The 14,735-nt window shown below is 43.3% G+C and carries 11 protein-coding genes; 4 read left to right on the forward strand and 7 right to left on the reverse strand.

Annotation, left to right across the window (positions count from 1 at the left end):
• Window positions 1-441: 441 nt before the first annotated feature.
• From BJP34_RS34015 to BJP34_RS45190, 3 genes are all read left to right on the forward strand, one after another.
• Window positions 442-807, forward strand: a complete 366-nt coding sequence (locus BJP34_RS34015) for a hypothetical protein (protein ID WP_149031336.1) — start codon at window positions 442-444, stop codon at window positions 805-807.
• Window positions 808-1,126: 319 nt separating this feature from the next.
• On the forward strand, window positions 1,127-1,720 hold the full coding sequence (locus BJP34_RS34020; RefSeq protein WP_070396153.1) for an RNA polymerase sigma factor: 594 nt from the start codon (window positions 1,127-1,129) through the stop codon (window positions 1,718-1,720).
• Entirely contained in the window at window positions 1,707-1,862 is a 156-nt protein-coding gene (locus BJP34_RS45190; RefSeq protein WP_158517633.1) for a hypothetical protein, read from the forward strand. Before BJP34_RS34020 ends, BJP34_RS45190 begins: the two co-directional genes overlap by 14 nt.
• Window positions 1,863-2,347: 485 nt before the next feature.
• On the opposite strand, the gene BJP34_RS34025 is transcribed toward BJP34_RS45190, so the two are convergent.
• The 3 genes from BJP34_RS34025 to BJP34_RS34030 form a co-directional block, all read right to left on the reverse strand.
• Complete coding sequence (locus BJP34_RS34025; protein ID WP_070396154.1) at window positions 2,348-2,713, reverse strand: hypothetical protein; 366 nt, start codon at window positions 2,711-2,713, stop codon at window positions 2,348-2,350.
• A 193-nt stretch (window positions 2,714-2,906) separates the two neighbouring features.
• The gene (locus BJP34_RS49815) at window positions 2,907-3,032 is read right to left on the reverse strand and encodes a hypothetical protein (protein ID WP_267876439.1); all 126 of its coding nucleotides are present in this window, start codon (window positions 3,030-3,032) and stop codon (window positions 2,907-2,909) included.
• 154 nt (window positions 3,033-3,186) lie between these two features.
• A complete protein-coding gene (locus BJP34_RS34030; RefSeq protein ID WP_070396155.1) occupies window positions 3,187-4,461 on the reverse strand; it encodes a glycosyltransferase family 4 protein in 1,275 nt (424 codons plus the stop codon).
• Between the two features lie 432 nt (window positions 4,462-4,893).
• Here BJP34_RS34030 and BJP34_RS41745 point away from each other — a divergent pair, with 432 nt between their 5' ends.
• Window positions 4,894-5,124, forward strand: coding sequence for a hypothetical protein (locus BJP34_RS41745; RefSeq protein ID WP_229424162.1), 231 nt, complete (start codon window positions 4,894-4,896; stop codon window positions 5,122-5,124).
• Here the strand turns inward: BJP34_RS41745 and BJP34_RS34035 are convergent.
• The 4 genes from BJP34_RS34035 to upp form a co-directional block, all read right to left on the reverse strand.
• The gene (locus BJP34_RS34035) at window positions 5,099-7,669 is read right to left on the reverse strand and encodes a CHAT domain-containing protein (protein WP_070396156.1); all 2,571 of its coding nucleotides are present in this window, start codon (window positions 7,667-7,669) and stop codon (window positions 5,099-5,101) included. The two genes, BJP34_RS41745 and BJP34_RS34035, sit on opposite strands and share 26 nt — an antisense overlap.
• 588 nt (window positions 7,670-8,257) lie before the next feature.
• Entirely contained in the window at window positions 8,258-10,756 is a 2,499-nt protein-coding gene (locus BJP34_RS34040) for a filamentous hemagglutinin N-terminal domain-containing protein (protein ID WP_070396157.1), read from the reverse strand.
• A 116-nt stretch (window positions 10,757-10,872) separates the two neighbouring features.
• A complete protein-coding gene (locus BJP34_RS34045) occupies window positions 10,873-13,407 on the reverse strand; it encodes a beta strand repeat-containing protein (RefSeq protein WP_070396158.1) in 2,535 nt (844 codons plus the stop codon).
• 362 nt (window positions 13,408-13,769) lie between these two features.
• Entirely contained in the window at window positions 13,770-14,405 is a 636-nt protein-coding gene (gene upp, locus BJP34_RS34050) for a uracil phosphoribosyltransferase (RefSeq protein ID WP_070396159.1), read from the reverse strand.
• Window positions 14,406-14,735 lie beyond the last annotated feature (330 nt).

Here is a 14,735-nt window from a genome sequence, read left to right on the forward strand (position 1 = left end):
AGCTGTCAGCTGTCAGCTTATTTTATTCAAAAGCACCGATCTAGTAGCGTGGGTGTAGCGCATAAACTGTTCCCGTAACGTAGCCATTCGCGTAGCGTGGCCAACGGCCAAGGCTAATGGCTGATACGCGACACGCTGATAGCTGAGTGCTTACAGGCTTTCCACTTTGGAAAGACACCTCAAGTCAACTGAGCTTTTGGTTATAACTCAAACCTAACCTCCTTGCCTGTATAGGTCTAGGGGCTGATCGCTGTTTGCAGAAAGTGTAGCATGGGCGTCGCGGCTTAGGTGACCGCTCAAACTAGATTAGTCTAGATCAGTGTCACAAATCAATACTTATTTCTCATTATTTATTAAGAATAATGATTAGGCTTTTTCAAGAAAAACTGAAGTAATAAGCCTTAACTTTGTATGTTGATTTTTCTAGAGGAAGTACACCCGATGCAAACCCAAGACCTCCTAAAATCCCCTAATCGTCAAAAATTTGATGCAGTAGTTGATTCTAGCTGGAAGCAAAAAGAAAACTCTGAGGTATATACATTTATTAAACGCCAACTCCAGTACTTCAATCTTGAACAGGAACTTGATATAGGCCAGATACTTTTTGAAGGGTGTCTTCGTGGCGTTAGCAAAATTGAATCTGGACAAGATATTCAAGACCCCTCAGACTGGCTAAAATCTACCTGCTTCTACATAATCCTAGAGCATATCCGCATCACTTACGTCTACAGCAGTTCTGACTGGGAGCTGACCACAGGGAATTGCCCGCAAGCATCGGGAGCCCAAGCCATGGGCACCTACAATTAATGTGGCAACTGATGTGGTAATTCCTTGATGATTACAAGGGCTATAGTTATTAGGGTCACTCTTGGACAACTGTAAGTAGGGAGGCATACTAAAACACCCCTATGCAAAGATTTTTTATGCCAATTTGGCAACACAGCTCCGTAACCTGATTGTTTCATGGTTATACCCTTGATGAATGTATTTTACTCTACCTACTTATCAATGTCACAAATCGAGACTTAATCGTCACTAAGTGAGTAATAGTGATTATAAGGTTTCTCAAATACAATTGAAAGTCAGGGCATCATGTGCTTTTATTTTTACCGAGGAACTACACTATATGCAACCTAGAAAACCTCCAAAGTCCCCTAATCGTAAACAATTTGATGCCGCTGTTAATTCTATTTTAAACCAACGAGAGAAATCAGGACTGTTTGCATTTATTGAATTCCGACTCAAGCAGTTCAACCTTGAACACAAATTTGATATTTTTGACATCTTTATTGAAAGCTATATTCGCGGAGTTAGCAAAATTGAATCTGGAAAACATATTGAAAATCCATCAGCTTGGCTAAGAACAACCTGCTTAAATGTGATTAGAGAGCATTTTGCCAAGAAAGGAAAGCATTGGAAAAAAGAACGTGAGTTTAGCGCTATAGAATACCAGATTAGCTCCAATGATGCTTCCGATTATTTATCGGATCAATATGTCAAGGAAATACTATCAGATATTAGACAACTAGTAAGTCCTCTAGATTTTGATATTTTTGTGTTACGAGTGATGGAGGAATTGTCCTGGATTGAAATTGAAGAACGCCTGAACTTGGCAAGTAATGCAGCCTTGCGAAAACGATATCAGCGTATGAGAAAAGTTTTGAGAGACTATTTTTTTGATATCGACAACTCTATGCTCGAAGACTATGGCTTATCCTGAAGTAAGCATTCAGCCGTCAGCTGTCAGCCGTCAGCTTCAAATAAACCTCGTTCGCGGTAAGCATTCAGCCGTCAGCCGTTGGCCAAGGCCAAAGGCCACGCTACGGGAATGGCCACGCTACGGGAATGGCCACGCTACTTGAGGTGCCGTCAGCTTATTTTATTCAAAAGTCAAGTAGCACCATCTGTAGCCCATAAGCTGATAACTGATAGCACCATCTGTAGCACCATCTGTAGCCCATAAGCTGTAAGCATTCAGCAGTCAGCCGTCAGCCGTCAGCCGTGAGCTAAAGGCTCACGCTGCTTGAGGTGCTTTGTGGCACAGGCCACAAGCGCTGTGACTTTACTCAGATTAAACCAATGCTTACCGGTTTTATTCAAAAGCTGATAGCTGATAGTTGATAGCTGATAGCTGATATAGCAGTCGAAGTAAAGCTTAAGACATCTTCTGCTCCCTGCTCCCTGCTCCGAAGTCCCTTTCAACCAAAAGACTATGTCCTAAACTATACTTCCCTTGCTATAGCTGATACGCGACACGCTGATAGCTGAATGCTGATAGCTGAATGCTGACGGCTGATACGCGACACGTTGATAGCTGAATGCTGATAGCTGATAGCTGACGTTATTCTTAAGGATTTCCAGTGAAACAAGCAAATTTATGACGTAGAGTTTCACTGGTCTCAGGTGATGTCTGGGAAACAAAGATTTCTAAATACTCTTCCAACTTGGCGATTTGGTTTTTATAGGTATCAATATCATTGTCACTCAGCCAGCTAAAGTGTTTGGCTATAACTAGATCAGCTTTATCTATCAACAGGCTAAGGATTTGGTCAGCTTCAGCTAGTTCGAGGATCTTAGCCATACGGTTGGTGTCTGACACAGACAAAGTTGGACGGGCTGCCAGTTGGCAATACTCCAGCAATAGTTCCAATCGGCGTAGATTTGATTGGGTTGGGCTTTCTGTTGATATCGTGTACCTAGAAAATTTGTTCATGTCACACCACTTCTTACTTTGATTGGGCTTCAGTCTTGATTGGGCTTCACTACATTAGTGAGATTTTTTCTGTAATTAGGACAAGAATCCAAGGAATTTTATAAAAGCTTTATATCTAAGAGGTTTTTTGTAAAGCAACCATGAAGCTTTAATGGGAAAGGTTGAAGGTTGAAGGTTGAAGGTTGAAGGTTGATCAGGTTGAAGGTTGATCAGGTTGAAGGTTGAAGGTTAAATGTTGATCAGGTTGAAGGTTGATCAGGTTGAAGGTTGAAGGTTGATCAGGTTGAAGGTTGAACGCGATTGCGTGGCCAAAGGCCAAGGTTTAAGAGGTTGAACGCGATTGCGTGGCCTTTTGGCCAAGGTTTAATAACCAGTTAACCTGTAACCAGTTAACCTATAACCTTTAACCTGATCACCTGATCACCTGTTCCCTATTCCCTGTTCCCTGTTCCCTGTTCCCTATTCCCTGTTCCCTATTCCCTGTTCCCTATTCCCTTTGCTATATGATTTAGAATCTCTACCGTAGCTTGCCCAGTTTTTTGCCAACTAAATTCACTGGCTCTAGCAAGACCTGCCATACGAAGATGCGATCGCATTTGAGAATCGGTTGCTACTGCTGCCATGGCTGCTGTGATTTCTTCAGGGTTGTAAGGATTGATTAATATAGCGGCATCTCCAGCTACTTCCGGTAAGGAGGAGAGATTAGCTGTAATTACAGGAGTACCGCAAGCCATTGCCTCTAATACAGGAATACCGAAGCCTTCCCAAAGACTGGGGAATACAAATGCGATCGCATGTCTAATCATGGTCGGTAACTGGTGCTGAGGAACATATCCTAGGAATTTGACCTGACTGGATATATCCAGTTCCTCCGCTTGGGCTTCCAGCAATGGTGTGTAGCGTTTATCCGTTGCGCCAGCAATCCAGAGTTGGTAGTCCTGACAATTGGGTAGAGCAGCGAAAGCCTCAATCAGCCGATGGAGGTTTTTGTGGGGGTCTGGGCGTCCGATGTAGAGAAAATAGGGACAATTTTCCTGGTTTTCCCCATTTTTTTCCCCATCTACTGTATCCAGATAATTAGGACTTACGAAATTTAGTTGGTTTTGCCCCCCTGCCCCCCAATTCTGGGGGGTAATGATGTCAAAGTCCCCCAAATTTGGGAGATCCAAATTTGGGGGATTTAGGGGGCACTTGCGTAAGTCCTGATAATAATAGTGATTGGCATCGTAAGCCAGTAAGACCGGGGTGATTTTTGCGGCTGGAATCTTGAAGAAGTCAGTAAGGTCTCTAGCAGTAGCCTTAGAGTTACAGATGATGTGTTCTGCTTGAGCAAGAACTTGGGGGATATAGTAGCGTTGGTAAGTAGTTAAGGGTGAGAAACCCTGGGGAAACCGTAACCCAATCAAATCATGAACCATTACCACATAGCGGCAATTGGTGAACAGGGGAGCTTCTGGAACAGGAGAAAACAGAAGATGCGTTCGCAATTTTTTATAAATTCGCGGCAGTTGAAACTGAGTCCACAACAGACGACGAAAATGTCCTTTCGTGCCTTGTTCAGGGCTTAAATTCCCTGGAATTGGGTAGCAACTGTAGGTAGTAGCACTACAGAAACGGCTAGACGCAGTGGAAGAAATTAGTAAGGTAGGGTCGAGAGCTTTTAAATAAGGAAAAAGATTAGCGGCATAGTTAGCAATACCCGTAGGTTGGGAAAATAGAATCGAGAGATTGACCAACAATTGGCTCATAAAACAAGAATTAAGAATTAAGAATTAAGAATTAAGAATTAACCATGAGCTATTTGTAAATGCTATAAAAGGCAAAAGGCAAAAGGCAAAAGGCAAAAGGCAAAAGGCAAAAGGCAAAAGGCAATACTAAAGATAATTTTAAGGGAATCATACTCAAAAAAAAATGTACCTCGATAAGTGCGATAAACGCTATAATTTTTGTTAAATATTCTAATCAACTTAACGTTTATCAACCCCTTTCTGTTCCCTATTCCCTATTCCCTGTTCCCTGTTCCCTACTCCCTACTCCCTACCTCACAAGGGTAGGTTTTTTACATTTGGGTCCTGCCCCACCCCCAACCCCCGACCGGTCGGGGGCGGATCACAAGGAGAGGAAAAGGAAAACAACGAATAAATGATGATTTTTAACGACAAATTAAGTATATTGTCTTGATGCAGTCGCTCATGGGGGAAACCACGGCAGTCGCTCATGGGGGGGACCCCCAAGACCGCGCTGCCTCCCCAAGACCGCGCTGCATCGCTTTCTTATCCCCTACACCCTACACCCGGTCCCCCTACACCCCACACCTCACGTCTTTGTTAAAAACCTACCCCTGTGAGCTACTCCCTACTCCCTACTCCCTACTCCCTATTCCCTTTACAACCAATTACCGACCAGAATAAAAGGTGCCCAAAACAGAGGTTCATTAAACTGGCTATCTCCAATCAAATCGAGCTGGGCTTTCCTGACCGCTTCTGCTTTGGTGATTTCTGGCTGTTTTAGGTATTCGTAAAACTTGTTCATGAATATAGCAGTGGAATCATCACGCACTTTCCACAATGTCCCTAAGGTAGAACGCGCTCCCGATTTAATCGCAAAACCCGCTAACCCTAACATCGCTTGATCGTCCCCTTTAGCAGTTTGACAAGCACTCAGAACGAGTAAATCAATTTGGTCTTCTCCCAACAATTCTTGACTACGCAGCAGTTGTTCGAATTCTTTGACATTAATTTTATTTTCCCAGGTTAGTATAAACGTCTCGTCAGCTTTGGAGCTAAATTGACCATGAGTAGCTAAGTGTATCACATTAGAGGTTTTAGTGGTTATTTCCTTAGACACTCTTTTGCTAGTGAAGTCTTGATTGAGCATGACTGAGTCTGGGTTCAACCTTTTAGCAATTTGCTCAATTTCCTGCTTCACCCCTGGTAAAGATTTAAAGCCTTGACGAGCTTCACTCAATCCCCCAGCAATGATACTAAATTTTTCTTTTCGTAACGGTTGTGGATCTAGCAGTTGCAACCCTAGAGACACGGAAATATTGTATTTTTCCACTAGATACTGCTCTCCATCGTGTAAGGCTGCCATCGGCAGTTTACGTAATTTGCCATCCAGGATAAACACCAGGGTTTTGGTATCCGTTAAAATTTGCTCTTGTTCCGCAGGTCGGATTAGCCAGTCATAAACTTTTTGGAGGTGGGGTAAGCGTTGGTCTTGCTTAAAGACAGGATGGAGAAAGCTCAAAAATCTGGTTAGGGTTTGATCCACCTCTGCTGCAGACACAGATGTAGAATAATAGCCAATGGGTTTACCGGGGGCGGAGACAATCACAGCTAAACGTTCTGGCAAAATAATCGGGTAAATTACCGTTGCTGACCTGTCAATCTGATCAATTTGGGCAACATTAGCATCTAAACAAGCTTGCCGGAAAAAGTTATCCAATTCTGCTAATTGTAAATCCTCAATGATCTGGCGTGCTTTTTTTAGATACTCTTGACTAGGATTACCGTCTAGCAACAATTCTACCATTTCTCGGTATACTGGTTCAACGCTTTTTCGGAAGGAAAACTGGATATCTGGATTAATGGAAACCAAATCACCACGCAAGCTTTTTAAGTCTTTAACCGCTTCAGTATAGGCCGCGATCGCTTCCGTCGATTTTCCCTGTTTTTTGTGCAATTTACCTAATTGCCAAGCCGCTTGGGAACTAATCTCGGTGGCGTTAATTTGTTGGGCAATAATTAAGGATTTTTGGGTAAGCTTGATAGCATAAGCTAACTGACCATTGCTACTATAAAGTTTACCCCAGTGATAGAGGGCATAGGCTTCAGCTTGGGCATCCTTGAGTTTGCGGGCAGATTTCACCGCTTGCACAAGGATTTGATTGACTTGTTGGAGCGTCAATGATTTACCTTGGTTACCCATTTGTTGCCAACTAGCGGCTAAATTTACTGCCCCATAAATGGAGGAGCGACTGGGCTGTAACTGGCTCAGTTGTTGGTAAATTCGCGGAGCGATAGCATTAGCATTTTGCCACTGTTCTAATTGGACATAGAGGCGTAGTTGGTTGAGTCGAGTTTTAACTTTTTCTTCTGGATTGGTAGTTGCCTTTTCTGCCCGTTTAAAGTAATCTAATGCAGCAGAATTATCTCCAGCATCAAGGGCTGTATTGCCTAAACTCAACAGGATAATTCCTAATTGGTTAGTGGCTTCCAGACCCTGAGCCATAGATAAGCTTTGTTCGAGTACATCTCTACTAGCGCTTACATCCCCCAACACTTCTAAAGCGATGCCTAAACTTCTGAGCATTGCTACTTTAACGGCAGACTCTTCTGTAGTTGCTAATTGTTGATTAATCTCTTCTAGGATATCTTTGGCACGATTATAAAATCCTAAGCTTTGCAGGGCTTCAGCCTGGTTAATTTTGCTAATCAAAGCACCAGTTTTATCTCCCGCTTGATCATAATACTTTTGTGCCTGTTGAAATGTTTCTAGGGCAGATTGGTTTTGTCCAGTGTGGAACAGGAGTCTAGCTTTGGTATTAAGAATTTGTGCCCACAGCAGAGGATTATTACTGGTAGCTGATTCGACTAACTTAAGGCTGGATTCAATAGCGGTTTGGGCAAGGTCCCACTGACTGAGGTGTTGGTAAGCTAAGGATAGATAATTCAAACTCAAGGCTTGATGGAGAGAGTCACCCCGAGTTGCGTAATCTTGGGCTGCTTGTTCCCAGATTTCAGCTGCTTGGGCAAATTGTCCCCTGTTGAAATAAGCTCTGCCTTGGTTAAGTTTACTACGTTGACTGGTAGCCTGAGGAGTTTGGGCTTGCAAGGTCGGAGCAATACTGACTTGGGGGTGGTGAAGGGATGCGATCGCTAAACTAGGAGTAGCTGTCAGTGCTAGGAATAAACTGGGTAATCCGACAGTAACTAAATTTAGGATGGTTTTCATGATTGTCTTGGTAATAGATTAATGGTTAAAGTAGGGTGGGCAAAGTAATCGCTCTCATTAATACTCATTTGAACCAAACTGTTTTTGCCCACCTTACCAGTAATCAGTTAAAGTAGGGTGGGCAAAGTAATCGCTCTCATTAATACTGATGTGAACCAAACTGTTTTTGCCCACCTGACCAGTAATCAGCTAAAGTAGGGTGGGCAAAGTAATTTCATCATTAATACTGATGTGAACCAAACTGTTTTTGCCCACCTGACCAGTAATCAGCTAAAGTAGGGTGGGCAAAATAATTTCATCATTAATACTCATTTGGACCAAACTGTCTTTGCCCACCTTACCAGTAATCAGTTAAAGTAGGGTGGGCAAAGTAATCCCTCTCATTAATACTGATGTGAACCAAACTGTTTTTGCCCACCTGACCAGTAATCAGCTAAAGTAGGGTGGGCAAAGTAATTTCATCATTAATACTCATTTGAACCAAACTGTCTTTGCCCACCTTAGCAGTAATCAGTTAAAGTAAGGTGGGCAAAATACTCTAATCATTAATATTGATTGGAACCAAACTGTTTTTGTCCACCCTACAATCTAATCCTCTTTAATAGCACAAGTTGCTCGTAGAAAATCGAGCGCCTGGTTCGAGTGGACAACCGCGACTAATTCCACATTACCTTGCTCATTAATAATCCAAGCATTAGCTTCCACTATCGGTGCTTTGGTATTAGTGTCTGGTTTACTATCTTCAGCTTGGGGTATGGCGCGCACTATGGATAGATCAGATATATCCCGCACATCCGATAAAATTTGGCCACCGGGCACCATGGCACTGGGATCTTGGGGGATGCCACCCCGTCCGGTAATATAAAAACTACTGGTATCAGTCCAACGGCAACCTTCAGCAATTTGTTGAGTGCGATCGCGCAGTTCTGTCGGTAGTTGAATTAAGCCATTAGCGGGATCGGCGTCAGGATTGTTAATGGTGATCACCCCATCTACCCCAAACTGAGAACTAGCGGTAATGGCACTATCAGGAAATACAAATAAGCCTTGGGTAGTAATCTTAATCTCTCCACCATTGCCTCGATTAGCGTCGGCTTGGATCAAGCTCCGTTCCATCAGAGTGACTAAATCGGAGTTAATGGTAATTTTGCCACCATCGCTATCGTTATCAGCTTCAGCAATAATACTGCTGCCATTACGCAATAGTAAACCGTTTGTGATATCCAGCTCAATATTGCCTTTGTTCCCATCGAAGGTGGAGGCGGTGATAGTAGCGCCATAATTGAGGTTGATGGTATCAGCCTTAATAAATAATTCTCCCCCATCACCAAATCCTTCATTTCTGACCCTAATTTCGGCATCTTGGGTATCAGGATCCCCTGAGATAGTTAACTCGGAAGTATTAATCGTGATGTTGCCAGCATTGGCAGTGGGGATGGGGTCTAATCCAAATAGTCTTCGGAATATAGGAATAGGACGTCCTACCCTACTAGAAATCAGAGTCGTGGTAGAACGAGTTGGCAGGGTATCGAGTAAAGTTACGGACTCCGAAGCATTGATGGTAACACTACCAGCATTACCAGAATCAAAAGCAGAAGCATCAATTACTCCTCCATCGGTGAGCCACAATCTGGCTGTATTTACCTCCACATTACCCCCATTACCTTCACCAAAAGAGGCAGCACTAACTGCGCTATCCCTGTTGACAGCTGAAAGTAAACCCACTATATCAATGGATTCTGTAGCATTGAGGGTGATATTACCCCCATCACCGTCACCAGCAGTAAAGGTTAAGATGTGTCCTACAGCTATTTTTAGTTGATTGGTGGAGATGGTAATATCCCCTGCTCTGCCTTTGCTGAAGGTCAAAGAATTTACATCACTAGTCAAATCACTGGGATTCTCAGGGTTCAAAGCGGCCCAACCAATTATATTTACCGATTCAGGAGCAACAATGTTGATATTCCCTGAGGCACCTTCTCCAAAGGCGTTGATCAATAGATGTGCTCCCCCAAGCACGTTTAAATTTTTGGTAATAATGTCTATATCTCCCCCGTCACCACTGGATATGGTGAGGTTAGCAACAAAGGTATTGAAACTGCCGTTGGCGTCATTCTCTCCAATAGTTACACTTTCAGTACCATGAAGTATGGTATTGCCCGCACTTTGACTACCTTCATTCTGAGTTAGTACGATTGAGTTATCTCCTACAGTAATAGTTGCTCCCCTCAATCGGATCGAGCCAGCGGTGTCGCCACTGGTATCAAGGAGGGCGTTTTCGGTCAGTTGAATATCTCCTAAGTTTGACAGTTGACTCAAGTCCAGATCCCAGCCGGATGCTACTGGTGTTAATGGCACCATCGCACTAGAATTGTTGCTCCCTACTGCGGCGATTTCGATTTGTCCTCCTTCTGCCGATAGTAAACCACCCCTGAGGCTAATCGATCCTCCTACCAAGGCTATAGTATTCCCTGGTTGAACCTGTAATTGGGACCCGAAATTACTGCGATCGAAAGGAGCGAAAAGACTGCCATTGAGAGTCTGTCCTGGACCAGTTACTGTAATATTTCCCGGATTTGTTCCCATCTGTAAACCAGGAGTAATATTAATGGTTAGTAACGGTGCTTGGTTTGGTTCAGTAGCACTAAATTCAATTCCATCTCCAAATACTACACTCTCGGCAGTGGTGGCGAAAAATGAACCTCCTATATTCAACGAAGCATTTTGCCCAAAGATAATTCCAGCGGGATTAATCAGGAATAAATTAGCGTTACCATTAGCACGAATCAAGCCGTCAATGTTAGAAATATTGCCGCCAGTGACACGGCTAAATATATTCACAATATCCCCAGCATTGTTAAAAAAAGCTGACCCGTTTGTAGGGACAGAAAATTCCGAGAAGCTATGAAATAGATGATCTGAAGTCCTGACCCCAGATTCAATTAAGAAATTCACCCCATCATCACTATTGACGGTAGTGGATAAAGTGCCATCACTGCTGATTTGGGCGGTAGCGATGTTGGGGATGAGGACACTAGAGACTAAAAGATGGCCGAGTAAATACCATCGCTGAATAGTTTGATTCATCAACTTGACCTTGGTGGCTGATGTAATTTTGGTTTGAGTGGGATATGGTTATTTTTCCCATTAGCGATGGTTCAACTCACAAATGAAATGACTAAAACTAAAACATTACGTACAATCTAATCCTCTTTAATTGCACAAGTAGCTCGTAGAAAATCGAGCGCTTGGTTCGAGTTGACAACAGCGACTAATTCCACATTACCTTCCTCATTAATAATCCAAGCATTAGCTTCCACTATCGGTGCTTTGGTATTAGTGTCTGGTTTACTATCTTCAGCTTCCGGTATGGCGCGCACTATCGATAGATCCGATATATCCCGCACATCCGATAAAATTTGGCCACCGGGCACCATAGCACTGGGATCTTGGGGGATACCACCCCGTCCGGTAATATAAAAACTACTGGTAGCAGTCCAACCGCAACCTTTAGCGATTTGTTGAGTGCGATCGCGCAGTTCTGTCGGTAGTTGAATTAAGCCATTAGCGGGATCGGCGTCAGGATTGTTAATGGTGATCACCCCATCTACCCCAAACTGAGAACTAGCGGTAATAGCACTATCTGGAAACACAAATAAGCCTTGGGTAGTAATGGAAATATTTCCACCATTGCCTAGATTAGCGTCGGCTTTAATAAAGCTACTTTCGATCAGAGTGACTAAATCCGAGTTAATGGTAATGTTGCCACCATTACCTGTTCCTCCTGCTTCTGTGGTAATGGTGCTACCGTTGCGTAATAGTAAGTTGTCTGTGATTTGCAGGTTAATGTTACCGCCTTCACCGGATTGAGTAGAGGCGTTGATAGCAGCTTGATTGTTCAGAAAAATCTGACCAGCATTGATTTCTAAAGCACCTGCATTACCTGTGCCATCGTTCCTTACCGTTACCTGCGCTCTATCTGTAACTCTCAAAACTGGTGTGTTAATAATAACGCTACCAGAATCTCCAGTGGGGATAGGAGGTAATCCCAATTGCTGTTGTAGAACTTGATTTAAGACACGGGCACTGGAGAGAATTAAACTACCATTGACTGACCCTGGTACAGTACCATTCACCTCAACCGACTCCAAGGCATTAATAGTTATAGTGCCAGCTACACCACTATTAAAGGTAGAAGCATCAACCCGTGCGCCATCTTGGAGTAACAATCTGCCAGTATTAATGGTTAAGTTACCAGCTTTCTCTGTACCACTTACAGAAGTACTGAAGGCACTAACATTAAAATTATTAACATTGAAGCCAATTAGTTCAGTTGATTGAGCATTAATGGTGATATCTCCCCCTTGACCACTTCCCAAAGCTGTGGAGACGACAATTCCTCCATCAAGAACCCTCAATTGCTCAGTGAACAGGGTGATATTTCCTCCGTCACCAATGTCAACAGCTACAGAACGCAACTGTTGACCATCAATGGTCAATTGCTTGGTAGAGACGGTAATATTTCCAGCAGTGCCAGAACGAAAGGTTGTGGTTGAAATGTCACTGCCATTGGTAGGATTAATCGGAGAAAATTCCCGAAGTTGTATCGATTCAGTAGCATTAATCGTGATGTCACCACCCCTTGCAGGAGTAAACGTTCTTGAACTAATTCCTGACCCCTGAGAAAGCAGTAAGTGCTGGCTAGAGATCACAATATCGGCGGCGTCTCCTCCTCCAATCGTTTCTGTCATTAAAACGCTACCTAACTCTCCATCATTGTTATCGGTTCCAATCAACTTGACTGAATCAGAAGCAGTTAAGTCAAGTGCTTCTGCAGGCTGTAAACCTCGATTTTGCAGGAACATTCTGGAACCACCGAGCAAGGAAATGTTTTGTCCGTGTACTTGAATAGAACCACCTCCTTGACCACTAGCATCTGCTAGGGCTAGGGAGAGCAGCTGGACATTACCAAAGCTTTGCACTGCTTCGTAGCTAAATTGCCAGGTTTCAGAGGTTTGAGTGAGATTAACCAATCCCTCTGTAACACTAGCTAACTCAATTGAGCCCGAATCCGCCGCTATTATGCCTCCATCTAAGGTAATCTCACCGCCAATTAGAGCAAGGGTATTGCCAGCACCAACTCGCAAACCTGTGAAGCTGGTTACAATAAAAGGATTTTCTCTGGCGATGGTATATCCTGGGCCTTGTACTGTAATAGTTCCCGGATTTTTTCCCATCTGTAAACCAGGAGTAATATTAATCGTTAATAACGGTGCTTGGTTTGGTTCAGTGGCACTAAATTCCATACCATTTCCAAATACTACACTCTCGGCAGTAGTGGCGAAAAATGAACCTCCTATATTCAACGAAGCATTTTCTCCAAAGATAATTCCAGCTGGATTAATCAGGAATAAATTAGCTTGCCCATTAGCACGAATCAAGCCGTCAATGTTAGAAATATTTCCTCCCGTAACACGGCTAAAGATATTGACAATATCCGCAGAATTGTTAAAGAAGGCTGACCCGTTGCTGGGTACAGAAAATTCCGAGAAGCTATGAAACAAATGATCTGAAGTGCGTACCCCAGATTCAATCAAGAAATTCACACCATCATCACTAGTCACCGTAGTGGATAAAGTGCCATCACTGCTGATTTGGGCGGTGGCGATGTTGGGGATGAGGACAGTAGAGAGTAAAAGATGGCCGAGTAAATAGCATCGCTGAATGGTTTGGTTCATCAACTTGACCCTGGTGGCTGATGTAACTTCGGTTTGAGTGGGATACGGTTATTTTTCCCATCAGCGATGGTTAAACTTACAAATCGTCAGCTGTCAGTTGTCAGCTAAAGTAGCTAAAGTAGGGTGGGCAAAGTAATTTAATCATTAATACTCATTTGAACCAAACTGTCGCAAGCCCACCCTACAATCTATGGTCACTAAAGTAGTAGGGTGGGCAAAGTCATCTCATCATTAATACTGATTTCAACCAAACTGTCGCAAGCCCACCCTACAATCTAATCTTCTGTCGCTCTTGCCTCTTGCCTCTTGCCTCTTGCCTCTTGCCTTTTGCCTTTTGCCCTTGCCCGTAGCCCTATATTAAATTACTTCGTACCATACAAGCGATCGCCTGCATCCCCAAGTCCTGGAACAATATAGCCATGGTGATCTAATTCTTGATCAATAGCCGCCGTATAAATCACTACATCCGGATGCTGCTGTTGGAAATAGTCAAGCCCTTGCTGTGCGGCTAATAAGCACAGAAACTTAATGGACTTCGGGGTAACTTCCTTGAGTCGGTCAACAGCAGCAACGGCAGTATTACCTGTAGCTAACATCGGATCAACCACCAACACATCTCGCTGACTCATATCATCGGGGAGTTTGAAATAATATTCGATGGGCACAAAGGTATGGGGGTCACGGTACAAACCGATATGACCGACACGAGATGATGGGATGAGTTCTAGAATACCATCTAACAGACCCTGTCCGGCTCGCATAATCGAGACAATCACCATCTTCTTTTCTGAAGCCAGCATCGGAGCTAGCATCGGCCCAATTGGTGTATTGATTGGTTCATCCTTCAGGGGCAAATCCCGTGTTACCTCGTATGCCAACAATAACCCAACTTCTTTAAGGAGTTTACGAAATTTGGCTGTACTCGTTCCAGCCTGACGCATCAGGCTTAACTTATGCTGCACAAGAGGATGGTAAATTACTTTGACATTATTGATCATTATAGCGGTTTTCAATTGGGTGAGGTACAGAGTCTTGGGTTTTAGGGAACAGGGAACAGGGAACAGGGAACAGGGAAAAAATCCTGTGTACCTGATTAGGCTAGAAACCGCTATAGTAATTGGTCATTAGTGATTGGTGCCTACCTATTTGACTTTAACAGAAAGTGACACTATTTCAAAAATAAACGGTTGCGTGGCTAATTTGTATATGGCTAATTTGTATATAAAGTGTGATTAGCGCATTAATTATCACAACATCAATAATAAGATAGCATTTACTGCTGATTTATCATAACACCAAAAAATCCTAGCATCCCTCTTTACTGCTGT

It is taken from the genome of Moorena producens PAL-8-15-08-1 (assembly GCF_001767235.1).
Taxonomy (GTDB): Bacteria; Cyanobacteriota; Cyanobacteriia; order Cyanobacteriales; family Coleofasciculaceae; genus Moorena; species Moorena producens_A.

Coding starts and splice junctions, on each gene's coding strand:
- BJP34_RS34025 (WP_070396154.1), bottom strand. CDS start 2,713: ATGAACAAATTTTCTAGGTACACGATATCAACAGAAAGCCCAACCCAA.
- BJP34_RS34045 (WP_070396158.1), bottom strand. CDS start 13,407: ATGAACCAAACCATTCAGCGATGCTATTTACTCGGCCATCTTTTACTC.
- BJP34_RS34020 (WP_070396153.1), top strand. CDS start 1,127: ATGCAACCTAGAAAACCTCCAAAGTCCCCTAATCGTAAACAATTTGAT.
- BJP34_RS34030 (WP_070396155.1), bottom strand. CDS start 4,461: ATGAGCCAATTGTTGGTCAATCTCTCGATTCTATTTTCCCAACCTACG.
- BJP34_RS34040 (WP_070396157.1), bottom strand. CDS start 10,756: ATGAATCAAACTATTCAGCGATGGTATTTACTCGGCCATCTTTTAGTC.
- BJP34_RS34035 (WP_070396156.1), bottom strand. CDS start 7,669: ATGAAAACCATCCTAAATTTAGTTACTGTCGGATTACCCAGTTTATTC.
- BJP34_RS41745 (WP_229424162.1), top strand. CDS start 4,894: ATGCAGTCGCTCATGGGGGAAACCACGGCAGTCGCTCATGGGGGGGAC.
- upp (WP_070396159.1), bottom strand. CDS start 14,405: ATGATCAATAATGTCAAAGTAATTTACCATCCTCTTGTGCAGCATAAG.
- BJP34_RS45190 (WP_158517633.1), top strand. CDS start 1,707: ATGGCTTATCCTGAAGTAAGCATTCAGCCGTCAGCTGTCAGCCGTCAG.
- BJP34_RS34015 (WP_149031336.1), top strand. CDS start 442: ATGCAAACCCAAGACCTCCTAAAATCCCCTAATCGTCAAAAATTTGAT.